This is a genomic window from Curtobacterium sp. AC268, from assembly GCF_979258745.1.
Map to the genome: position 1 here is coordinate 1,750,000 of NZ_OZ409878.1, position 22,076 is coordinate 1,772,075.

The following is a 22,076-nucleotide window of genomic DNA, read 5'->3' on the forward strand; positions in this document are numbered from 1 at the left end:
AGCGGACGGTGGATGACCGGCGCCGACGACCGGCTTGGGGAGGGAAGAGCGTCAGCTCCGGAGCGCGAAGGCCGACTCGTACAGGCACACCGACGCGGCCGTGGCGAGGTTCATGGACTCCGCCTGTCCGTAGATCGGCACCTTGACGGCCCGGTCGACGAGCGCCAGGTCGTCGGCGGTGAGTCCGCGGGCCTCGTTGCCGAAGACCCACGCGGTCGGTCCGTCGAGCATCCCCTCGGCGCGGACCACCGGCAGGTCGTCGCCGGAGACGTCCGCCGCGAGCACCGTGTAGCCGAGGGCCTTCGCCCGCGCGATCGTGTCTGCCAGGGTCACGCCGACGGACACCGGGACGTGGAACAGGGACCCGGTCGTCGACCGGACGACCTTCGGGTTGTACGGGTCGACCGAGCGTCCGGTCAGCACCACGGCGTCGGCGCCGGCCGCATCGGCAGCCCGGATGATCGTGCCGGCGTTCCCCGGGTCCCGCACCTCTTCGAGGATGGCGACCAATCCGGGCAACGCGGCCTGCTCGTCGGACGCATCACGGGCCTCCCGGTCGGCAGCGGCCGCAGCGCGGTCCGGGAAGACGTCCTTCACCGACGTCGGGAACTGCTGGCACACCGCGACCACGCCCTGCGGGGTGACCGTGTCGGCCATCGCGTCGAGCACCTGCTCGGTCACGAACCAGGTGTCCACCGGCGCGTCGTCGAGCCCGTAGCGGGCAGCGGCGGTCGGCGTCACGTAGAGCTCGCGCAGGAGCTCCGGTGCGTACTCCAGCGCTTCGCGGACCGCTTGCGGCCCTTCCAGCAGGAACAGGCCGGTCTCGGCCCGGACGTCCTTCTTGGCCAGGGCCGCAACGGCCTTCACGCGTCCGGCACGGGGGTTCTCGAGGAGATCGCTCACGACCCAAGTCTAGGAACGACGAAACCCCCGCCGTGCGGCGGGGGTTTCGCGAGCAGAAGAACTGACTACGCAGCCTTCGGGGCCGAGGTGTCGGCCGGGAGGGCCTTCTTCGCCGTCTCGACGAGCGCGGTGAAGGTCTCGGGGTTGTTCACCGCGAGGTCGGCGAGGATGCGGCGGTCGACCTCGACGCCGGCCAGGTTGAGACCCTGGATGAGGCGGTTGTAGGTCAGGCCGTTCGCACGGGACGCAGCGTTGATGCGCTGGATCCAGAGGCGACGGAACTCGCCCTTCTTCGCGTGACGGTCGCGGTACGCGTAGACGAGGGAGTGGGTGACCTGCTCCTTGGCCTTGCGGTACAGGCGCGAACGCTGGCCGCGGTAGCCCTCGGCGCGTTCGAGGATGACGCGGCGCTTCTTGGCGGCGTTGACCGCTCTCTTTACTCGTGCCATTGCACTATTCCTTTACGATCTGCGGGGCTCAGTGGCCGAGGAGCTTCTTGACGTTCTTCGCGTCACCCTTGGAGAGGACCTGGTCCTCGTTCAGGCGGGCCTTGCGCTTGGAGCTCTTGACCTCGAGGTTGTGACGCATACCGGCCTGCTGCTTCATGATCTTGCCGGTACCGGTGACCTTGAAGCGCTTCTTCGACCCGGAGTGGGTCTTCTGCTTGGGCATGGTGGTGCCTTTCCGTGGGATGGATGGGGGGCCGCGTCGTTGCGGGGTCGGTCCGGGGACCTATTCGGCCGCGGCGTCCGTGGATTCCGCAGCTGCCTCGGACGTGGAACCGGCCTCGGCCTCGTCCTTGCCCTTCGCGGCGTGCTCGGTGGCACGACGCTCGGCCTTCTGTGCAGCACGCTTGGCGTTCTGCTCGCCCTTGACGTCGGACTTGTTCTTGAGCGGAGCGATGATCATCGTCATGTTGCGGCCGTCCTGGGTCGGACGCGACTCGACGACACCGAACTCGGCGATCTCTTCCGCGAACTTCTGGAGGAGACGGACACCCTGCTCCGGACGCGACTGCTCGCGGCCACGGAAGAGGATCATCGCCTTCACCTTGTCGCCACCGAGGAGGAACCCCTCGGCACGCTTGCGCTTCGTCTCGTAGTCGTGCACGTCGATCTTCAGGCGGAAACGGACCTCTTTCAGGTCCGTGTTCACCTGGTTGCGACGAGCTTCCTTGGCCTTCTGAGCGGCTTCGTACTTGAACTTGCCGTAGTCCATGATCTTGGCCACGGGCGGCTTCGAGTTCGGCGCGACCTCGACCAGATCCAGTTCGGCTTCCTGCGCGAGACGCAGTGCCATGGCGATCGGGACAACGCCGACCTGCTCACCCTGCGGACCGACGAGTCGGACTTCGGGAACGCGGATTCGGTCGTTGGTACGGGGATCGGTGATGCGGAGCTCCTTCAATCAGGTGGTGGCCGTCCGGGGCGTTTGCCCTGGACGACAGCACGAGAGAGGAGATCTGACGCACGGGATGTCGACCCGTTCGGCAGCCGCCCTGCATCGGATCCGTGGGATCCGACCGACGAGCACAACACGTGCACTCGCGGAGCGGTGGTGACCCGGTAGCCTGGTGGAACGCGGCCGCGGGTGGGAGAGACTCCTCTTTCGTGACACCGTCCGGGTGTTGTCAAGGGAACTGACGGCACACGGACAGCATCTGCCGCGAGCAAGCCTAGCAGAGGAGCACCGTGAGCGACACCCCGATCGAGGACACCGGCATCGACGCCGCCAGGGACATCGCGGAGGTGCCGGCGGTCGAACTCATCAACACCGTTGCGGTGCACCTGCTCAGTGCCGCGGCCGTGAAGGTCGGCCTGGCCGACGACCCGCAGGAACAGACCGACCTGGACGAGGCGCGGAAGCTCATCACCGCGCTCGCCGGCCTGGTGACGGCCGCCGCGACCGAGATCGGCGACCACCACGCCCGCCCGCTCCGCGACGGACTGCGGTCGCTGCAGCTCGCCTTCCGCGAGGCGTCGGCGATCCCGGACCCGATCGGTGCCGGACCGGGCGAGAAGTACACGGGTCCCGTCAACTAGACGACGCCACCCGGTGACGGACGGGAGGCCCGTGGCGGTGTCGCCACGGGCCTCCCGTGGCGTTCGTGGGTCGCGCTCAGGACCCGCTGTCGCCGACCAGGCGCGCGACGGCCGCGAGCGGGATCCCGACCCAGTCGGGTCGGTTGCGGGTCTCGTAGACGACCTCGTAGACCGCCTTGTCGAGCTCGAAGGCGTCGAGCAGTGCGCTGTGGGCGGCGAGGTCCGCGCCGGTCCCCTGCTGGTAGCCCTCGAGGAAGCGGGCTCGCGCCTCGGCTGCCCACGAGGCCGCGTCGACCGGTTCGGCGTCGTGTGCCAGCGCGCCCGCGACGTAGTCGAACGAGCGCAGCATGCCCGCGACGTCGCGCAGGGTGACGTCCGGCAGCGAGCGTTCGTCGAGGGGGCGGAGCGGCTCGCCCTCGAAGTCCAGGAAGACCCACCCGCGGGGGTCCGGTGCCGACAGGACCTGTCCGAGGTGCAGGTCACCGTGGATGCGCTGCAGATCCGGCCACGTCGCGTCAGTGGCACGGGCGTAGACCGCGCGGATGGCGTCGGCGTGGTCGGCGACGGCCGGGGCCTCGCGGGCGGCGGTGTCGAGTCGGGCGTGCATCGTCGCGACGGCGACGTCCCGTCGGGGCGCGTCGGCCGGTTCCGTCGGCAGCGCTCCTGCGAGGGTGCGGTGCACAGCGGCGAGCGCGGCGCCGAGCTGCTCGGCGCGGTCACCGAACGGAGTACCGGCCTGCGCCTCCTGCAGGGCGACGCGCCAGGCGTCGTCGAGCCCGGGCAGGAACTCCTGGGCGAAGGCGAGGTGCCCCGTCGCCCTGCCGTCCGGGCGTCCGACATCGGGCCAGTCGGCACGGAGTGCGCCGTAGACCCGCGGCACGCGCGTGCTGCCCGCCGCCGTGAGGGCGAGCTGCGTGGTCACATCGGGGTTGTCGCCGTGGTGCAAGACGCGGAAGACCTTGATGATGACGCGGTCGCCCGACTCGGTGTCGCAGATGACCGAGGTGTTGGACTGCTCACCCGTCAGGACGCGGGCGGCGGTGACCCGGCCGATCGGGCTGAGGCTGTCCGGCGCCGCGTCGATGCGTGCGGCGAGCGCCGAGACCCACGCGAGGTCGGTCGTGGCGTCGACGATCGCGCCGTCGGCGTCGCTGGTGATCGGCGACTGGTAGAGGACGGGGACCGCGGGGGCCTCGTCGAGCAGCAGCCGCGTTCCGTCGTCGGTGGAGATCGTCCGGAGGCGTGGCACGGACCCCTTCGAGGCGTACCAGCGGCGGTCGGCGATCCAGGACTCGAGGTCGCGGTCGCTCGGCGTGCTGGTGGGGGCCGTGGTGTCGGGGGCGCTGTGGTCTGCGCGGGTGTCGGGGGCGCTGGGTGCTCCGTCGCTCATGCAGCGGAACCTACGCGCCGGGGCCTGGCGAGGTGCCGAGTCCTCCACAGGACGGGCAGGTCAGGACTCCGTCCACAGAACCCCGTTGCCCCCGGTCTGACACGGGTGCGTCGGACAACACTTGCGGCATGCCCCGACCCGCTGCCGCCCCCGCCCCCGCCGCCGCCGCCGCCGCCGCTGACGCTGCACATGCGCTCCCCGACCCCCGCCGGACCTGGCGGATCCTCGACGACCGCAGGCTCCCCGCACTCGAGCCGTTCGCCGCCGACGTGCGCCGTCACGAAGCGGTGACGGTGCGCGAGACGGTGTGGGACTCCGACGACCGGGTGCTCGCCACCGAGGGTGTCGTGCTCACACGGCTGCCGGACGGCGCCTGGACGATCGACCGGGGCGGGCACGGGACCGGCTCCGAACCGCTCAGCGGCGTGTCCGACGATCCCCCACGGGACGCCGTCGAGGTGTTCCTGCGTGGTCGTCCCCTGCGGATGGTCCTGGTCCGTGACACCACCACGACGCTCGTGACCCTGCGCGGCGGGGACGGCCGGGTGCGGGCCGAGGTCGCCGACGTTCGCGTGGACGACGGCGACCCGGACACCACCGTGCTGCGGTCGTCGCGGTGGTGGGCCCTGACGGACGACGGACGCGACGGCGCCACGGCTCGAGCGGCCGAACGAGCGCTGCACGACGCGGCGACCGATCCGGTGGACGTCGCGTCGGTTCCGCTCCCCCGCGGCCCCGAGCCCGCCCCGGAGCGGCGACGCGGCCGAGCGAAGCGCCCCCGGCCGGGCACCGCCGCCGGGTTCGTCCTGCGGGTGCTCGATGCCCTGCGGCGCGACCTCGTCGCCGTGGATCCCCGGGTACGGGCCGACGAGTCCGAGGCCGTGCACGACCTGCGGAAGGTGCTGCGCCGCCTGCGGAGTGTGCTCGCGGCGTTCCGCGGCGCGCTCGACCGCCGGGCGACCGAGGAGCTCCGTGCCGCCCTGGCCCAGACCGGTCGGGTCGCCGGGACCGCTCGCGACGCCGAGGTGCTGCACGCCGGCCCGTCCCGGTCGGCGACACGAGCCCCCGACGGGTACGTGGACGCCGAGACCCTGGACCGCATCGCTTCGGCGACCGCGGAACGTCGCAGCGTCGCCGCCGCTGAGCTCCGGCGAGCGCTGCGCTCCGACGCCTGGTTCCGGACGCTCGACGCCCTCGACGACCTGCTGCTGCGGGCACCGGCCGGCCCGCACGCGGACGACGACGCAGCCGCGTTCGTCACCAGGCGCATCCGGCACGAGCGGGCACGCGTCGGTCGGCTGCTGGGCGATCCCAGCGACGACCTCGACACCCTGCACGAGGTCCGGAAGGCTGCGCGCCGGTTGCGCTACGCACTGCAGGCGGCCGGGGACCTGCCCGACGTCGGCAAGCGTCGGCTCGGACGGCTGCGACGGGTGCAGGAGACCCTGGGCGAGACGCTCGACGCCGCGCACGCAGCCGATGCGTACCGAGGGCTGGCCGCTGTGGCAACGCAGCACGGCGAGGACACGTTCGGGTACGGCGTCCTGGCGACGACCGAGCTGGCGGCCAGTGCGCAGGGCCTGCACCGATCGCGGAAGCTGCTCGCCCGACTCTGACCGGGTGCGAGAATCGGGCCGTGCCGCACTACTTCGAGGACCTCGCTGCCGGACAGACCTTCACCACACCGGGGCGCACCATCACCGAGGCGGACGTGGTGTCGTTCGCCTCGTGGACGAACGACAACAACCAGGTGCACACGGACGTCGAGTTCGCCGGGAAGACCCGCTACCGGCAGCGGATCGTGCACGGGCTGCTCGGTACCTCGCTGTGCCTCGGCCTCATCGCGCGCACGGGCGTGTTCGAGGGGTCCGCGGTGGCACTGCTCGGGATCGACCAGTGGCGCTTCACCGAGCCCGTGTTCATCGGGGACACCGTCACCTGCACCGTCGAGGTCCTGGGCACCCGGCTGACGAGTTCGGGCACGACCGGGATCGTCGAGCGGGCGGTGGCACTGCGGAACCAGCACGGCGTGGTCGTCCAGCAGGGTCGGATGGACGTCATGGTGCTCACCCGCGACGCCGCGATCGACTGAGCGACCGCTCGACGAGAGCCCCGCCGAACCTGTTCCGCGCAATCCCGGCTCCCTCTTTACAACGATGTACCGGCACGGGAGCATGGACGCATGAGCACGCTCGACGGCACCGTGGCCGCACCTGACTCCGCTTCCACCCCCGGCCTCCCCCTCGCTTCGCGGCAGGACGGCACGTACCCCCGGCCGCAGATGCTCCGCACCGCGTGGGCCGACCTCGACGGCACGTGGTCGTTCCGGAACGACGGCGACGATCCCGCCTGGCGCACCGGCTTCACCGACGCACGGGACATCGTCGTCCCGTTCCCGCCCGAGTCCCCGGCCTCGGGCATCGACGAGCCCGGCTTCCACCCCGTGGTCTGGTACTCCCGTGCGATCACCCGCTCCGAGCTCGACGCCGCCGGGTTCGGCACCGGGGCACCCCGACTCGTGCTGCACTTCGGCGCCGTCGACCACCGCGCCCGCGTCTGGATCGACGGACAGTTCATCGGCGGACACGAGGGCGGCCACACCCCGTTCTCCTTCGACGTCACCGAAGCGCTGGCCGCCGACCCCGACGCCGTGCACACCCTGGTGGTCCGCGCCGAGGACGACCCGCACGACCTGACCCAGCCCCGCGGCAAGCAGGACTGGCACGAGGACCCGCACGCGATCTGGTACCGCCGGACCACCGGGATCTGGCAGACCGTCTGGCTCGAGGCCGTGCCGACCGCCTCGATCGCGTCCCTGCGCTGGACGAACGTCGACCACGCGACCATGCGCCTGACGGTCCGGCTCGACGGTCACCGCACCGGCGGGGAGCGCCTGCACGTCGAGGCCCACTGGGACGACCGCGACGAGCACCTCGCCACGATCGAGACCACCGTCGGCGAGACCGGCGACGAGTTCGACGTGGTCGTGCCGATCGCGCGGCAGACGAACGGGCAGGCCGAGGACGAGCTGCACTGGACGCCGGACACGCCCCGGCTGATCGACGCCACGGTCACGCTGCTGCCGAGCGCCGGCAACGCCACGACTGCGGGGACGGGCGCGCTGGACGCCGTCGCCAGCTACTTCGGGATCCGGACGGTCGGGGTCGACGGCGGCGCGTTCCTGCTCAACGGCCGACGCCACGACGTCCGCAGCGTCCTGAACCAGGGCTACTGGCCCGAGTCGCACATCGCCGCCCCGTCCCGCCAGGCACTCCGCCGCGAGGTCGAACTCATCAAGGAGCTCGGCTTCAACGCGGCCCGCAACCACCAGAAGATCGAGGACCCGCGGTTCCTGTACTGGGCCGACCGACTCGGACTCATGGTGTGGGGTGAGGCTCCCGGCGCCTACGCGTTCTCCCCCCGCGCCGTGCAACGTCTGATGCGCGAGTGGATGGACGCCGTCGAGCGTGACGCCTCGCACCCGTCGATCGTCACGTGGGTGCCCGCCAACGAGAGTTGGGGCGTGCAGCACATCGCCACCGACCCGGCCCAGCAGGCCTACGCCCGGGCCCTCGCCGACGTCACGCGGGCATTGGACCCGACGCGTCCGGTGATCTCGAACGACGGGTGGGAGCACACGAACTCCGACATCGTCACGATCCACGACTACGAGGGCGACGGCCCCCGGCTCGCGGACACCTACGCGGACGAGACCGCACGGACTCGACTCCTCGGTGGCATCGGTCCGGCGGATCGCCGCATCCTGGTCGGCGGCGCCGAGGACCTCGGCCAGCCGGTCATGCTCACCGAGTTCGGGGGCGTGAACTACCAGCCGGGCGTCCAGCGCGAGGACGGCTGGGGCTACACGTCGGCCAGCGACGGCGACGACTGGGTCGCCCGCATCACCGCGCTGTACGACGCGATCCGTGCGAGCTCGTTCCTCGCCGGGTCCTGCTACACGCAGCTCACCGACACCATGCAGGAGACCAACGGCCTGCTCAACGCCGACCGGTCGCCGAAGGTGCCGATCGAGCAGATCCGTCGCGCGGTCACGGGGCGCTAGCCGGGAGGCCCGCACTTCGTGAGCAGTAATGGTCGGGTCCGGCAGACGGACCCGACCATTACTGCTCACGATGCACACAGGTTGCCTCGCGGCGGACGCGGACGGCCCGCGATGCGGGGGGCGGCCCGCGGTCTGGGAGGATCGGGCGGGTGACGAACGTGGCGGAAGCGAGCCGGGCCTCCAGGCGGGGGTTCCGAAGCCTGCTGACCGGACGGCACAGCGCCTGGACCGCACCGCTGCTGATCTGGGCGGGCTCGCGGGTGCTCAGCACCGCGCTGCTGGCGACCGTGTACCTGCTGGCGACCGCGAACGGCTGGCCGTTCGCCTCGTACCGGCAGGATCCCTCGTTCTTCACCTTCTCGGGCTCGTGGGACGCCTCGTTCTACCGGATCATCGCCGCGCACGGGTACCCCGCGACGCTGCCGACCGATGACTCCGGGCACGTCCTGCCGAACGCGTGGGCGTTCCTGCCGGTGTTCCCCGCGGTGGTGCGGGTCGTGATGACGCTGACCGGAGCGTCGTTCTGGGTCGCCGGGGTCGTGGTGGCGTCGATCGCCGGAGCGGGCGCCTGCGTGCTGCTGTACAGGCTGGTGCTCGCCGGCGGGTGCTCGCACCGGGCCCGCTGGGCGACCGCACTGTTCGCGTTCGCACCGACGGGGTTCCTGCTGCAGGTCGCCTACGCGGAGAGCCTGCTGCTCGTGCTGCTGTTCGGCGCCCTGCTCGCCCTGGTCCGGCGACGGTACTGGCTGATCGCCCCGCTCGGTGTCGTGGCGGCGTTCACGAAGCCCGGGGTCCTCGCGCTGGCGCTGGCACTGGCGGTGCACCTGGTCCTGCGGTGGGTCGCGGGGCGCCGGCAGCAGGACGCGTTCCCGTGGCGCGACCGGATCGCGATCGTGGTGACCGGCCTGGTCGTCGCGGCTGCGGGACTGGCGTGGCCCGTCATCGCGACGGCCGTGACCGGGCGACCGAACGCGTACCTGGACACCGAGCTGTCGTGGTGGGTGGGGTTCGTCGGTCGCCGGCACTTCGCGCCGCTGACGCCGTGGTTCACGATGGCGTCGACGTGGCTCGGGCCGCTCGGCGTCGGACTCGTCGTGGCGGTGCTCGCCGGCGCGGTGTGGTTCTTCTCGCGCAGGAGCACCCGGGCCCTGGGCACCGACGTGCTCGCGTTCACGGCGTCCTACGGGCTGTACCTGGTGGCGGTGTTCCTGCCGCAGCAGTCGTTGCCGCGGTTGCTCATGCCGATGGCTCCGTTGCTCGGGTCGGACGTCTTCGTCGGCACCCGGCGGCGGGCGGTGACGTGGCTGGTCGTCGGGGTGTGCCTGCAGCCGGTCGCGATCGTGCTGCTGTGGTTCCTCGGGTACCCGTGAGCGGTGCTGGTCCGCGCTTCTGCAAGACACCGGTGTTCGCCGGTTGAACACGCGCAGACCGCGGTGCGACGTGCGAACACCGGTGTCTTGCGGGCCTGGTGAGCGCTACGCGTCGAACGTGTGGAACCAGGCCGATCCGCCGGGGTGCTGCACCGTGATCATCTCGTCGAGGTCGCGGTAGGGGCCGTCCTGGTTGTGGCTCGCCGACTTGATGCGGATGGTGCCGTCGGGCTCGGTGAAGACCTCGGACACGATGGTGGTGTGGTCCGGTGAGCCGTTGGCGTTCCAGTCGAAGAACACGATGTCACCGACCTTCACCTTGTCGCGCTCGTCCGACGACCGCCGGGTGAGCCCGAACTCGCCCGCGTTGTCCGCGAGCCAGGGGTCCATCGTCGGGCAGTAGGTCCACGTCGCGCTGTGCTCGGCACCGGCGGCCCGGTTGTACCAGTCGGACCGCTGCTCCCACCCACGGGCGATGAGGGTCTGGCTGACGTAGTTCGCGCAGTCGCCGCCGATGGGGTTCATCGTGCCGTACTCGGCGAGGTTGTAGTCCTTCCAGTACCGCATCGCGTAGGCGAGCTGCCGGTCGACGTCGGTCAGTGCGGCGTAGGCGAGGGTGGTCGAGGCGACCGCGCTGCCCGCAGCGGGCGTCGCAGCGGCTGTGGGCGTCGGCGATGCGGTCGCGGTGTCCTGGGTGGCGCCGCTCTGCCCGTCGTTCGCCGCACTGCCGTTGCCGTCGGAGGACTGGTTCGCCGACGGGGTCGGTGCGATCGCGGACGTGAAGAGTGCGACGTCGGCGTCGCCGGCCGTGTACATCGCCTGGTGCGGGGCCGTGAAGGTCACCTTCGACGCGGTGGCCTGGACGTCACGCGCCGCGACACCGCCGACGGTGACGCCCTTGACGGCGGCGAGTCCGGTCCCCGTCACGGTGACCGTGACGCCACCGGCGAGCGGGACCTGCGCCGGGGTGAGGGACTTCGCGACGGGCTTCGCGGTCGGTGCGGACGAGGCGTCCCCACCGCGCGAGCTCCCGCGCCCGCCGCCCGAGCCGTTGCCCGAGTCACCGCCCTTGTCGCTGCCGGAGGAGCACGCCGCGACGGCGAGCCCGATCCCGGCGACGCCGGCGAGGGACAGGAGTGCGCGGCGGTTCATCGAGGCAGTCATGACACGACCAGCGTAAGCGACACCTCCGTCGTTCCGACACGGCATGATCGTCTTCGGGGGCGAGCGTCCTCCGTGCCCCAGCGGACCCGTTCGGAAGGAACACACACATGCCCGAGAGCCACGACTTCTTCGTCGCGACCGACCCCGAGACCGCCCGTGCACAGGTGCGCGAGGCCCTGTCCCGCGAGGGCTACACCGTCGACGACGCCGAGCAGGGTGCACTCCGTGCGACCCGCGGCAGCCTCGGCCTGACGCTGCTCATCGGCGGCATGGCGAACGACCGCACGTTCCACACCCGCCTGGACGTCCAGATCATGATCGCCCCGGACGGCCGCACCGTCGCCCGGCTGCTGCGTGGCTCGGGCAAGTCGGCGATCAAGGGCGGAGCACTCGGCATCTCGCGCGGTAACCGTGCCTTCGAGCAGGCCGCGAACGCCATCCACACCACCTTCGCGCAGTCCGGCGTGCTGACGGAGAGCATCGCAGGCTGACACGTCGACGACGGGGACGGGTCAGGCGCGACCCGCCGACGGACGGGAGGCCCGGTGCCAGCTGGCACCGGGCCTCCTGTTCGTCAGGGCGTCAGGGCGTCACGACGTCGCAGCGCCACGTCACTGCGATCAGGTGCAGGAGACGTCTCGGTCGATGGTCCGGGAACCGTAGGGGACCTCGGCCTGGACCATCGCGATCTTGCCGCCGGACAGCGGTGTCGCGGCGCAGGTCTGCCGTGCCTTGGTGATCGTGCCCTTGCCGATCGCGATCCAGTTCGACCGGCCGCGCAGCGGGCTGCTCGACTTCACCGTGCCCGCGATGGTCTTCCACTGCGAACCGTTCGAGTAGATGCCGATCGTCCGCACACCGCCGGCCTTGAGCCCGACGATCATGCCCTGCATCGCGGCGCGGTTCTGGGCGGTGTCCCGCTGGTACGACAGCCCCGTCTCGACGTCGAGCCACCAGCGGTACGCGGACGGGTTCGCGACGCCACGGCTCTTGACGTCGTCGTACCCGCGGGCGTAGCCGTACATGAACGAGCACGCCAGGGTGACTTGCTTCTTGCCGCCCTTGGTCACGCACTTGCCGAACGGGTTGGTGGGCACCGTGCCCTGGTAGCTGTTCGACGTGGGCCAGACCGACGCCTTGAGGCCCGGGTTGGCGAACAGCACGTACAGCTGCGTCTTCGGCTGGGCCGATCCACCGACGGACTTCGCCGACCAGGCGAGCTGTTCGGCGAGGCACGGGTTCGTGGTGTTGCCGAGGGAACCGTTGACGCCGACGATGCCGAACGCCTGGTCGGTCGGGACCTGGCGGTCGCACTGCGGCCAGGAGATGTCGACCCCGAGCGGGGTGACCGCTGCGGACGCACCCGAGGACGGGCCGGCGACGGCGATGCCGGCGGCGACGACCACCGTGGTCGCGATGGTCGCGACGAGACGACTGATACGGAACATGCTCTCCCCCTGGTCGGGCCCTGCTGGCCAGCCGCGCCCCACCGGCGCACGGGGAGTCTAGGGCGGTGCGTCGGACAACACACCACCCCTGTTCGTGGACTGTGTCGAACGCTCCATGGCGCACCTGCTGTGGAGGAGGACCGGCTGACAGCCCGACGACGGCAGAACGGCCCGGAACCTGTGGGTTCCGGGCCGTTCGTGGTGCTACCTGGTGGAGCTAAGGGGATTCGAACCCCTGACCTTCTCATTGCGAACGAGACGCGCTACCAACTGCGCCATAGCCCCAAGTGCTCGATCACATTAGCACCCTCGGTCGGCCCAGCCGAAATCGCAGGTGGCCCGTCGGGCGTGCCGCGGGTCAGACCGCGCGGCGGCGTCGCATGATCGCGTCGAGGTCGGCCTGCTGGTAGGCGTCGTCGTCGAGGACCCCCATACCGGCCCACTTGCTCGGCGGACCGGCCGGAGCGGCGGGTTCGTCGGCAGCGAAAGCAGCAGCAGCAGCTGAGGCAGCAGGAGCAGCGGGCGCCCGCAGCCCGAGCCGCTCGGCCAGACGCCCCTGGTCGTGCGCGGACAGCGATGCCGCGGCTTCCTCGAGCTCGGGTCGCATCCGCGAGACCCGCGCCAGCGACGGGTCGGACTCCCCCGCCCGGATCGCCGCCGCTTCGGCCTCGGCCTCCGCCTTGGCCGCGGCGACGCGCTCCTTCAGCCGGGCAGCGAGTTCCGCCGACGACTCGGGCGATGCAGCCGGTGCGCTCGGCCGCTCCACGTAGAGCGGCTTCGGCACGTGGTTCGGGGTCCACGAACGGTCCGCAGCGGGTGCCGCGGGCTGCTCGGTCGACAGGGGCGGGGCCGGGTCCGTCCAGGCGGTGGACGGCCGGGAGGCGCGGGTCGCGCCCGTCTCGCCGGCCGCGAGACGCTGCTTCCGCGCCGTCGCCACCTGGTGCAGCTGGGCCAGGACCGCTGCGGACCCACCGGCGGCGACGAGGCCTGCGACACCGACGAGCCAGAGCGACGGTGCCACGACGAAGACCACGAGGGCCACGACGATGCCGACCGTGCCGAACAGGGTCGCCCCGAGCCGGGAACGGCGCATGCGCATCGCGGTCAGGGCCGGCACGGCGGACGCCCGCTCGAGCACCGGGGCCTGCTCGGCCAGGCGGCGGGTGATCTCACGCTGCCGCGCGGCTTCGTGGGCTCGGACGATGGCGGTGCGCTTGGCCTCTTCGGACCGGGCGACGCGCTGCGCCTGGGCGAGGGACTTCGCGTTCATCTCGATGCGGACCTCGTCCGGCAGCTCGGCGGTCTGCGCGAGGATCCGGAGGGTCTGCTGCAGCCGGATGGCGTTCCGCTCGGTGGCCAGGTACTGGCGGCGGGCGGCCCACGACGGCATCAGGTAGACGAGCCAGAGGACGGCCGCGACGAGCAGGACGATGCCGCCACCCCACGAGCCGATTCCTGCCATGCGAACACGGTAGGGGCGGCGGTTCCCGCGCCGCGTCATTGCCGGACGCGTGTTGCGCGTGTCGGGGGCGAATCTGCGGGGGCGAGCCGCGCCTCCAGGCCCGTGACAGGCGGCCCGTCAGATGCGGGGCGTCGTGTCCAGCGGCATGGCAGCCTCGTCGCGTGCGGCAAGCGGAACGGTCCCCGCACCGGGAGGCACCTGCCCCTGGACCCAGCGCTCGAGGACGCCGCCGCGGACCTCTTCCGCCACCAGCGCGAAGCAGAAGTGGTCGCGCCAGTCCCCGTTGATGTGGATGTAGCGGCGACGGAGTCCCTCGTACCGGAAGCCGAGCTTCTCGACGACGCGCAGGCTCGGGGCGTTCTCCGGCCGGATGCAGATCTCGATCCGGTGCACGCCGAGCGACCGGAAGCAGTGGTCGACGGCGAGGGCGACCGAGATCGGCGTCACGTTGTGGCCGGCGGCGTCCTCCACGACCCAGTAGCCGATGGAGGCACTCGCGAGCGAGCCGTAGGAGATGCCGGAGACGTTGAGCTGACCGACGAAGCGACCGTCGAGCTCCATCGCGAACGGGAGTCCGAGCCCCGCGCGGGCGTTGGCCTGGAGCGCGCGGATGCTGCCCCGGACGTCGGTGGAGACGTGTCCGGAGGGGTTCGTGGCCTCCCAGGTGCGGAGCCACGAGCGGTTCGTCGCGAGTGCCGCGTCGAGGTCGCGGGTGTCGCGGAGCCGGAGGGGCCGGATGGTGACCCGCCCGTGGGACAGGGTCGGGATCGTCGTCATCGCTGGGTTCCTCCGGGGTCCCGCCGCTGTGCGGGACGGGGTGTCCCGCTCGGGTCCGTCATGTCACGGACCCGAGCGGGATGGCCGACTATTCGCCCGCGTTGAACTCCTTCAGCCACGACTTGAGGTCGGGGCCGAGGTCATCGCGGTCCGAGGCGAGCTGCACGATCGCCTTGATGTAGTCGAGTTTGTCACCGGTGTCGTACCGGCGTCCACGGAACACGACGCCGTACACGCCGCCGGTCCACTCTTCGGCGCTCGCCATCTTCATGAGCGCATCGGTCAGCTGGATCTCGCCGCCCTTGCCCGGCTCCTGCTTCTCGAGGACGTCGAAGACCTCGGGACGGATGACGTAGCGGCCGATGATGGCCAGGTTCGAGGGCGCCTCGCCCTGCGGGGGCTTCTCGACGAGCCCGGTGATCTTCACCACGTCGTCGGTGTCGGTCGGCTCGACCGTGGCGATGCCGTACAGGTGGGTCTGCGACTCGGGGACCTCGAGCAGGGCCACGATGGTGGCGTTCTTCTCGCCCTGGACCTCGATCATGCGCTGGAGCAGCGGGTCACGGGCGTCGATGATGTCGTCTCCGAGGAGCACGGCGAACGGCTCGCGGCCGACGTGCATCTTCGCGCGGAGCACGGCGTGGCCGAGGCCGAGCGGGTCGCCCTGCCGCACGTAGTGCATGTCGGCGAGGTCCGTCGACTGGTTCACCTTCTGCAGCTTCTCGTGGTCGCCCTTCTTGCGGAGGGTCTCCTCGAGCTCCGACACGTGGTCGAAGTGGTTCTCGAGCGCGTTCTTGTTGCGCCCGGTGATCATCAGCACGTCGGTCAGCCCGGCACCGACAGCCTCTTCCACCACGTACTGGATGGCCGGCTTGTCGACGACGGGGAGCATCTCCTTCGGCATCGCCTTGGTCGCGGGGAGGAAGCGGGTACCCAGCCCTGCGGCCGGGATCACCGCCTTCGAAATCTGGAAGCCCATGGTCAGACCGTATCCGATCCCCCTTTCGAGGGCATGTCGTCGCTCCGGGGGACACGGGACCCAGCGGGTTCCCGGCGGGAAGCCGCAACCGCACCCCCTCGGTAGACTCCTGCCCATGATCGCCGATCTCGGGAACGAGAAGCGCGCCCTGCGAGCCGAACTCCGGCAGCGGCGGCGCACCCGGACCACGACCGAACGCGACGCGGACACCCAGACCCTGACCGCGACCCTGCAGCGCTTCGTCGAGGAACGCCAGGTGACGTCCCTCGCCCTGTACCTGTCCGCACCGGACGAGCCGAACGTCCGCCCGTTCCTGAACTGGGCGTTCGGGCAGGGCATCCGCGTGCTGCTGCCGGTCACCCGCGAGGACGGGCTGCTCGACTGGGCCGTCGGCGACGGCGAGAGCGAGACCGAGAGCCTGCTCGGCCTGCCCGAGGTGGTCGGCGAGGTCCTGTCCCCGCTCGCGATCAACGACGTCGACGCGATCCTCGCCCCGGCGGCGGCGGTCGGGCACGACGGCGTCCGCATGGGCTGGGGCCGCGGCTACTACGACAAGACCCTCGGGTCCATGGCGAACCGCCCGCCCGTCTATGCTGTGATCTTCGACGCGGAGTACCTCGACGAGGTCCCGCGCGAACCCCACGACGAACCCGTTGACGGCATCATCACGCCGTCGCGCATCATCACGTTCCGGAGCTGACGTGCCCACCTACTCGTACCGTTGCACCGAGTGCGACAACGCGTTCGACATCAAGCAGTCCTTCTCCGACGCCACCCTGACGGAGTGCCCGGTCTGCGGTGGCGTCCTGCGGAAGGTGTTCTCCCCCGTCGGCGTGACCTTCAACGGTGGCGGTTTCTACCGCACGGACTCGCGTCCGGCCCCGAAGTCCGAGGGTTCGTCGAGCACCCCCGCGAAGTCCGAGCCGAAGAAGTCCGAGCCGGCGAAGAAGGCCGAGTCGAAGCCCAGCGGCTCGAAGCCCGCCGCGTCCTGACGCGGTCTGCGCTCTCCGGATAGGTTGGGGCGCGTCGCCACCCGGCGGCCGTCCTCGACCCGGAAGGAGACCCTCGCATGAAGGGCTTCAAGGAGTTCCTGCTCCGCGGCAACGTCATCGACCTGGCCGTCGCAGTCGTCATCGGTGCGGCGTTCACCGCGATCGTCAGCACGATCGTCAGCGCCCTGATCAACCCGCTCATCGGCGCGGTGTTCAACGCCTCGAGCCTCGACAAGGCGCTGGTCGTGGCGATCCCCACGTTCTCCGGCGGTGACGCAGAACTGAAGTTCGGCGCGATCATCGGCGCCGTCCTGAACTTCGTCATCGTCGCCGCGGTCGTGTACTTCGCGCTCGTCGTGCCGGTCAACCACCTGAAGAAGGCGGCGTTCGAGCGCGTCAAGAACGACGAGGAGCAGACCCCGCAGGACGTGCCCCCGACCGACGTCGAGGTGCTGCTCGAGATCCGCGACCTGCTCCGCCCGCAGACCGGCGGTGCCACGAGCGCGGGCGCGCACATCGCCCCGTCGAACGCTCCCGAGGGGCCCGGCATCGGCGGCTCGACGAAGCTCTAGCCCCGGAGCCGTCGCAAGACACCGGTGTTCGCGCGCTGCACACCCGCAAACCGCGGTGCGCAGCGCGAACACCGGTGTTTTGCGGAGAGGGCGGGCGCGTCAGGCGGCGGGGACCGCGCGGCGCTTCGCGAACATCGCGACGGCGTACTGGGCGCCGGCGAGCACGTGGCCCGCTGTGCCGAGGTACACGAACACCAGGGCCACGACCCGGACCCACGGTGCGTTCTCGTCGACGGTGTGCACCGCGGAGAACAGCAGCACCGGCAGCCCGACGAACAGCAGGGCCGAGCGGATCTTGCCCGTCCACGTGACGTCGAGGTCCGGGTTGCCGTGGAACAGCACGCTCGACAGGACGACGAGCACCAGGTCGACGAGCACCACGACCGCCACCACCCACCAGGGCAGCAGGCCGACGAGCACCAGGGACAGCACGATCGCGATGATGGCCAGGCGGTCGGCGACGGGGTCGATCGCCTTGCCGAGCCTGGACCCCTGGTCGAACTTGCGGGCGATGAAGCCGTCCGCCCAGTCGCTCACGCCGATCACGACGAGGGCGACGAGCGCCCACCCCGGGTGGCCGGCGACGACGAGGCCGATGAACACCGGGATCAGCACGAGGCGGAACAGCGTGATCAGGTTCGGCCAGGTCTGCCAGTCGGGGCGCTGTCGCGCGGTGTCAGTCATCACGGGCCAGGCTACCGGTTACCAGTGCGGGGGGACGTCGCGTCGGAGCTGGTCGTCGTTCTCACCGTCGCGGTGCCGCGCCGGTTCCGGCGGCGGCGCGGGGTCGTAGCCCGCCACCGGCTGGGTGGTGACGCGTCTGCGGCGCCGCGCCGGGCCTCCCGGCTGGTCCGCCGTCTCGCGTCCGGACGACGCTGTCGGACCGGGAGGCGCGGCTGACGACGCGTCGTCGGCCCGGGTCCACGTGCCCACCAGCTGGTCCGTCTCCGGCGTCTCCGGCGTCACCGGACCGGCGGGCCGCGAGGCCCGGCGGCTCATCGGCGTGCGGGGATCGGTGGGATGGAGATCTCCTGCGTGGCGCCTCGGTCGACCCCGAGCACGGCGGCGACGGTGTCGGCGACGCGGTCCGGGTCGGAGAACAGCTGGAACGCGTGCACGCGCACGTAGTGCCAGCCGAGTCGGCGGAGCACCTCGGGACGCAGGCGCAGGGACTCGCGCAGCGATCCCTTGACCAGCGACGCATCGGTCTCGATCGTGACGCACACGCCGCCGTGCGCGGCGACGAGGCCGAGCTTGCCGCGGTGTCCGAGCGCGACCGGGATGCCACGCATCTCGAGGCGCCGGGCCAGGTCGACGAGCAGCGGGTCGGAGTCGTCCGGCACGTACTCGGCGGTGGTGCGGGCACGCACCTCGGCCAGGATCTCGGCGAGGGCGACGGTGCCGTGGCCCATGCGCTCGGCCTCGATGTCCGACGGCTGGAAGCAGGTGACGATGACCATCGAGCGACGCGCGCGGGTCATGGCGACCGCCAGCAGCCGCTCGCCGCCGGGCTTGCCGAGCGGACCGAAGTCACGCAGCACACGGCCGTGCGGGGTGCGGCCGTAGCCGATGGAGAACACGACGCGGTCGCGGCTCTGCGCCACCGACTGCTCGAGCGTCGCCACGATGAACGGCTCGGCACGGTCGCCGATGACGAACTCGGTCAGGTCCTTGTGGCCCTGGGCGGCGGTCAGTACGGCCTGCTCGACGCGCACGGCGTGCTTCGCCGACGCGGTGATGACCATGAGCGACTCGGTCGGGCGGGTGCGGGCGTGGTCGATGACGAGCCGGACCACGCGGTCCACCTCGGCGTCGACGCTCTCGACGGCACCGGACTCGGGGTCCGGGACGGCCTTGCCGTCGCTGACGTAGTCGAGCGCGATCGACCCGTGGCCGAGGAACGAGCCGGCCCACGGCAGGGACTCGATCTTGCCGCCGTAGAACCGACGGTTCACGAGCTCGGCGAGGTCCTCGCCGCCGGCGCGGTACGACCGCGACAGCGACAGGGTCGGCAGCAGGGTGGACAGCTTCGCCAGGGCGGAGTCGGCGTGGAACGCGTCGAGCGTGCCCTCGTCGACCTGCAGCGCCCGGTGCTCGGGGTCGACCGCGATGCGGAACGGCGACGGCGTCTGGGTGACGGGGTCACCGAACACGACGGTCTGCCGGGCACGACGGACGGCACCGACGGTCTCGGCGATCGTCACGGCGCCGGCGTCGACCAGGATCACGGTGTCGAAGGGCATCGTGTCGGCGATCTGCGGCACCTCGTACGGGCTGGCGAGCCAGACGGGTGCGATCGACCGGGACAGGTGCGGTGCGGAGTCCTGCAGCAGGCGCGAGGTGATCGCGCCGTCGCGGAGCTGGGTCTTGAGCGCCGTCGCTTCTTCGGGCCAGTCGACGAGACCGACCTTCCAGTTCTCGGCGAGCTGCCACGCCAGGCCCTGGGAGACCCCGGCCGCGTGGGCGTCGTCCACAAGGCGGAAGTCGGCCTCGACCCGGTCGAGCATGTCGGTGTTCGCGCCGAGCAGGGCCCGGTCGGACTCGAGCATGGTCTCGAGGGCGGACTGCCACCAGGCGAGTTCGAGCTCGGCCGGCACCTGCACGTCCGGCACGTGCCGGTTCGCCAGGTCGGTGATGAGCGGCTCGAGCTGCAGGTCGCGCAGGGTCTGCATGAGCTCGGTGCGCTCCTGCAGGTTGTGCAGGACGTCGGACTCGGCGGCGAGCTCGGCGATGGTCGGGACGAGCTGGTCGACCGGGGTGTTCGCGAGCTGGCGGTCGCGCTCGGTGCGGCCCAGCGGCTCGTCGAGGCGCGCGAGGTCCTCGGCGACGTTCGAGAACAGCACCTGGACGTCGGCGATGCCCGTGGGCACCTCGGGGTTCACGCCGGCGGCGACGTAGCGCTGCCAGAGCACCCGCTGCTGCTGGACGCGGGTCAGGGCCTCGTGCAGGTCGGACACGTGCACGCCCGGACGGACGTACTCGCGGGCGAGCTTCTTGAGCCGACGACGGTTCGTCGACGACATCGGGGCGCCCTCGCCGCGGGGGGCCGTGGCGGCCACGAGCTCGGACACCGAGCGGTCGAAGACCACCGGCAGGAAGCGGTCGAGCGTGTCACGGATCTCGGTGAGCAGGCGCAGGTAGATGCCGAGCTCGTTGATCGTCGTGAACTGGCGCATGTGCGTCGAGCTCACCAGGTCGTGGGCGCGGCGGAGCAGGGTCGGCAGGCCGTCGGCGTCGAGGTCCTTCGCGATGCGGTGCGCACGCTGGGCACCGTCGCTCGAACCGAACTTCGCGCCGTACCAGGGCGAGTCGTCGGGGCCGTAGCGGAACTCACCGAGGTTCGCGGCGCTGACCATCGTCTCGGCGACGCGCGACCGGCCGTCGACCATCGAGGCGACGGACTGCTTCGACAGGCGCGCGGTGGTCGAGGGGGCGACGGGCAGCAGCGACAGGCGCGACAGCTCCACCAGGCAGTCGAGCACCGAGACGCCGAAGTCGGGGTCCTTGCGGGTGAGCGACCCGCGGTAGTCCTTCAGCACCTTGCGCAGACGGACCAGTGCGTCGTCGACCTCGCGGAGGTTCGGACGCGCGGCCTTCTCGTTCCGGGCGATGGCACGGACGACGTCGCGGCGCAGGGTCGACGGCGTGACCGCGACCCCGGGCAGCTGGACCTCACCGAAGCGGGCGGCGATGCCCCGCAGGGTCGCGCGGCGCGGGCTCACGACGAGCACGCGCTTGTTCGCGGCGACCAGGCCGCCCAGGGCGTTCACGATGGTCTGGGTGCCACCGGTGCCGGGAAGGGTCTTCACGACGATGGAGTTGCCGGCCGTGATCTGCGCGATCACGTTCTCCTGCTCGTCGTCGGCGTCGAGCAGGAGCGTGTCGGTCTCCGGGCTGCGCTCGTCCGACGGGGTCTGCTCGACCGGGTGGTAGGACTGCTCGACCTGCCACTTCGCGCTCGGGTTGCCGGCGAGGGCGTCGAGCACGGGGTGCGACAGGTCGCCGGTGTCCTCGACCATGCCGGTCGCGACCTCGGCGAAGGTGGACACCACGAGTCGGGCGTGCACCGAGAAGCCGGGGATGTGCGCGGTCAGGCCCCGCAGGCGGTCGATGACGGGGTTCGGGGTGAAGGAGCCGTCCTGCTGCGCGAGGGCCACGAAAGACTGCGCGTCGAGGATGACCCCGAACTGCTCGTGCAGCGCGTCGGCGAGGCCCGGGTTGAGCACCGGTTCGCCGAGCAGGCGCACCTCGAAGTCGCGTCCGTGCCGGCGGATCGCCAGGGGGCGCAGGAGCACCGGGCCGCGGAACTGCTCGTCGCCGTGCTTCCAGTCGGCCATGCCGATGCCGAGCTTCACGGCGTCGATGCCGCGCACGGTGGCGAGCTCGGTGCCCTTCGCCTCGACGTGTCCGGCGGCCACGCGGGCGGCACGGAGCGCCACCTCGTCGCGGATCAGGCTGGACAGCAGGGTCGTCTTGCCGGTGATGAACTGCGCGAGACCGCCCGGGTGGGTGGTCGAGAGCTCGATGCGGGCGCGCGGGTGGTCACTGAAGTGCGTGAGCGGGCTCGTGCCGCCGACGCCGGTCAGCTGGGTCCGCCAGCCGTCCCACGTCGGTTCCGCCGCGTTGCCGGCCTGCAACCGCGGGTCGCCGAGGCTGATCGCCTGCGGGCTCGTCATCTGCAGCTCCGGGCGGAGCATGCGGTCCGGCTCGTCGTCGGTCCGTTCCTGGTCCACGTCCTGCTGCTCGTCTCGATCGTCGTCGGGGCGCGCGCGGGCACCCTCGACGGGGACGTCGTCGTTCACGTCGTCCTCACCGTCGGTCACCCTGTCCGCTCGCCACACATCCGACACTGTAGGCGGAACCGGACGGCCTCTCTGGCAATGAACCGAGGTTTCGGGGTTTCCGCAAGGACCT

General features: G+C 71.3%; 21 protein-coding genes and 1 tRNA gene. 9 read left to right on the top strand and 13 right to left on the bottom strand.

Translation table 11 applies throughout. The features are described 5' to 3' along the window. Positions 1-51: 51 nt before the first annotated feature. From ACZZ9K_RS08230 to infC, 4 genes are all read right to left on the bottom strand, one after another. The gene (locus tag ACZZ9K_RS08230) at positions 52-903 is read right to left on the bottom strand and encodes a TrmH family RNA methyltransferase (protein ID WP_138801915.1); all 852 of its coding nucleotides are present in this window, start codon (positions 901-903) and stop codon (positions 52-54) included. A gap of 65 nt (positions 904-968) precedes the next feature. Beyond that, positions 969-1,352, bottom strand: a complete 384-nt coding sequence (gene rplT, locus ACZZ9K_RS08235) for a 50S ribosomal protein L20 (protein WP_017887975.1) — start codon at positions 1,350-1,352, stop codon at positions 969-971. A gap of 28 nt (positions 1,353-1,380) precedes the next feature. Continuing rightward, positions 1,381-1,575 carry a 50S ribosomal protein L35 gene (gene rpmI, locus ACZZ9K_RS08240; RefSeq protein ID WP_017887976.1) on the bottom strand — a complete coding sequence of 65 codons (195 nt, stop codon included), beginning with the start codon at positions 1,573-1,575 and terminating at the stop codon, positions 1,381-1,383. Positions 1,576-1,635: 60 nt separating this feature from the next. Continuing rightward, a complete protein-coding gene (infC, locus tag ACZZ9K_RS08245) occupies positions 1,636-2,310 on the bottom strand; it encodes a translation initiation factor IF-3 (protein ID WP_081827403.1) in 675 nt (224 codons plus the stop codon). Positions 2,311-2,594: 284 nt separating this feature from the next. Here infC and ACZZ9K_RS08250 point away from each other — a divergent pair, with 284 nt between their 5' ends. Next, entirely contained in the window at positions 2,595-2,945 is a 351-nt protein-coding gene (locus ACZZ9K_RS08250) for a DUF1844 domain-containing protein (RefSeq protein WP_463443804.1), read from the top strand. Between the two features lie 76 nt (positions 2,946-3,021). Here ACZZ9K_RS08250 and ACZZ9K_RS08255 read toward each other — a convergent pair whose 3' ends face one another. Continuing rightward, positions 3,022-4,335, bottom strand: a complete 1,314-nt coding sequence (locus tag ACZZ9K_RS08255) for a phosphotransferase (protein WP_463443805.1) — start codon at positions 4,333-4,335, stop codon at positions 3,022-3,024. A gap of 128 nt (positions 4,336-4,463) precedes the next feature. On the opposite strand from ACZZ9K_RS08255, the gene ACZZ9K_RS08260 reads away from it, so the two are divergent. The 4 genes from ACZZ9K_RS08260 (at position 4,464) to ACZZ9K_RS08275 (ending at position 9,768) form a co-directional block, all read left to right on the top strand. Further along, a complete protein-coding gene (locus tag ACZZ9K_RS08260; protein ID WP_463443806.1) occupies positions 4,464-5,951 on the top strand; it encodes a CYTH and CHAD domain-containing protein in 1,488 nt (495 codons plus the stop codon). A 20-nt stretch (positions 5,952-5,971) separates the two neighbouring features. After that, on the top strand, positions 5,972-6,427 hold the full coding sequence (locus tag ACZZ9K_RS08265; RefSeq protein ID WP_463443807.1) for a MaoC/PaaZ C-terminal domain-containing protein: 456 nt from the start codon (positions 5,972-5,974) through the stop codon (positions 6,425-6,427). A gap of 90 nt (positions 6,428-6,517) precedes the next feature. Then, entirely contained in the window at positions 6,518-8,398 is a 1,881-nt protein-coding gene (locus tag ACZZ9K_RS08270) for a glycoside hydrolase family 2 protein (RefSeq protein ID WP_463443808.1), read from the top strand. Positions 8,399-8,547: 149 nt separating this feature from the next. Further along, positions 8,548-9,768, top strand: a complete 1,221-nt coding sequence (locus tag ACZZ9K_RS08275; protein ID WP_463443809.1) for a hypothetical protein — start codon at positions 8,548-8,550, stop codon at positions 9,766-9,768. A 105-nt stretch (positions 9,769-9,873) separates the two neighbouring features. Here ACZZ9K_RS08275 and ACZZ9K_RS08280 read toward each other — a convergent pair whose 3' ends face one another. Continuing rightward, complete coding sequence (locus ACZZ9K_RS08280) at positions 9,874-10,932, bottom strand: amidase domain-containing protein (RefSeq protein WP_463443810.1); 1,059 nt, start codon at positions 10,930-10,932, stop codon at positions 9,874-9,876. A 107-nt stretch (positions 10,933-11,039) separates the two neighbouring features. Between ACZZ9K_RS08280 and ACZZ9K_RS08285 the strand changes: the two genes are divergently transcribed. Further along, positions 11,040-11,423, top strand: a complete 384-nt coding sequence (locus tag ACZZ9K_RS08285; RefSeq protein WP_071405149.1) for a response regulator — start codon at positions 11,040-11,042, stop codon at positions 11,421-11,423. 129 nt (positions 11,424-11,552) lie between these two features. Here ACZZ9K_RS08285 and ACZZ9K_RS08290 read toward each other — a convergent pair whose 3' ends face one another. From ACZZ9K_RS08290 to galU, 5 genes are all read right to left on the bottom strand, one after another. Next, positions 11,553-12,380: a glycoside hydrolase family 25 domain-containing protein gene (locus tag ACZZ9K_RS08290; RefSeq protein ID WP_463443811.1), complete on the bottom strand. Its 828-nt coding sequence runs from the start codon at positions 12,378-12,380 to the stop codon at positions 11,553-11,555. A 209-nt stretch (positions 12,381-12,589) separates the two neighbouring features. Beyond that, positions 12,590-12,665 (bottom strand) — tRNA-Ala (locus ACZZ9K_RS08295). A 73-nt stretch (positions 12,666-12,738) separates the two neighbouring features. Next, complete coding sequence (locus tag ACZZ9K_RS08300; RefSeq protein WP_463443812.1) at positions 12,739-13,842, bottom strand: hypothetical protein; 1,104 nt, start codon at positions 13,840-13,842, stop codon at positions 12,739-12,741. 117 nt (positions 13,843-13,959) lie between these two features. Further along, positions 13,960-14,619, bottom strand: a complete 660-nt coding sequence (locus ACZZ9K_RS08305; protein ID WP_138801921.1) for a GNAT family N-acetyltransferase — start codon at positions 14,617-14,619, stop codon at positions 13,960-13,962. A gap of 88 nt (positions 14,620-14,707) precedes the next feature. Continuing rightward, positions 14,708-15,598 carry a UTP--glucose-1-phosphate uridylyltransferase GalU gene (gene galU / locus ACZZ9K_RS08310; protein WP_027466560.1) on the bottom strand — a complete coding sequence of 297 codons (891 nt, stop codon included), beginning with the start codon at positions 15,596-15,598 and terminating at the stop codon, positions 14,708-14,710. 115 nt (positions 15,599-15,713) lie between these two features. On the opposite strand from galU, the gene ACZZ9K_RS08315 reads away from it, so the two are divergent. The 3 genes from ACZZ9K_RS08315 (at position 15,714) to mscL (ending at position 17,162) form a co-directional block, all read left to right on the top strand. Continuing rightward, entirely contained in the window at positions 15,714-16,298 is a 585-nt protein-coding gene (locus ACZZ9K_RS08315; RefSeq protein WP_071244110.1) for a 5-formyltetrahydrofolate cyclo-ligase, read from the top strand. Between the two features lies 1 nt (position 16,299). Next, complete coding sequence (locus tag ACZZ9K_RS08320) at positions 16,300-16,590, top strand: FmdB family zinc ribbon protein (RefSeq protein ID WP_027466562.1); 291 nt, start codon at positions 16,300-16,302, stop codon at positions 16,588-16,590. A gap of 77 nt (positions 16,591-16,667) precedes the next feature. Further along, positions 16,668-17,162: a large conductance mechanosensitive channel protein MscL gene (mscL, locus tag ACZZ9K_RS08325; RefSeq protein WP_027466563.1), complete on the top strand. Its 495-nt coding sequence runs from the start codon at positions 16,668-16,670 to the stop codon at positions 17,160-17,162. A gap of 99 nt (positions 17,163-17,261) precedes the next feature. On the opposite strand, the gene ACZZ9K_RS08330 is transcribed toward mscL, so the two are convergent. Continuing rightward, complete coding sequence (locus tag ACZZ9K_RS08330) at positions 17,262-17,846, bottom strand: CDP-alcohol phosphatidyltransferase family protein (protein WP_463443813.1); 585 nt, start codon at positions 17,844-17,846, stop codon at positions 17,262-17,264. A 311-nt stretch (positions 17,847-18,157) separates the two neighbouring features. Then, entirely contained in the window at positions 18,158-21,985 is a 3,828-nt protein-coding gene (locus ACZZ9K_RS08335; protein WP_138801922.1) for an AAA family ATPase, read from the bottom strand. Positions 21,986-22,076: the final 91 nt, after the last annotated feature.